Annotated in this window: 1 protein-coding gene; it reads right to left on the bottom strand. The window is 55.8% G+C overall.

Translation table 11 applies throughout. The annotated features are described in order from the left end of the window. Nucleotides 1-31: 31 nt before the first annotated feature. A partial coding sequence (locus SB822_RS56660; protein ID WP_410859048.1) for a hypothetical protein occupies nucleotides 32-278 on the bottom strand: 247 nt, incomplete at its 5' end.

Raw genomic sequence — 278 nt, forward strand, 5'->3', positions numbered from 1 at the left:
GCCAAATGACACCATTTGGCGGCTCAATGGACTAGCGGACGATCTTCAGCAGGGAAGTGCGCTTCCCGAAGATCATATCGGTGCACAATGTGCCTTTACGAGAAAGTCTGTAGGTAGCAGCAGGCCGCGTATCACAAATGGACTTCACAAAACGCAGTGCTGATACGCGATCTGTGAAAAGTCCCCCGACAAGTCCCAGCCGGTCATAGACGACCCAGCGCCGTGCGGCTTCCTTGTCGACGATAAAGCGCGGCAGTGGAACGGCGGCGTTTCTCTGG

The sequence above is a fragment of the Paraburkholderia sp. SIMBA_054 genome, from assembly GCF_046534875.1.
GTDB classification, from domain to species: domain Bacteria; phylum Pseudomonadota; class Gammaproteobacteria; order Burkholderiales; family Burkholderiaceae; genus Paraburkholderia; species Paraburkholderia hospita.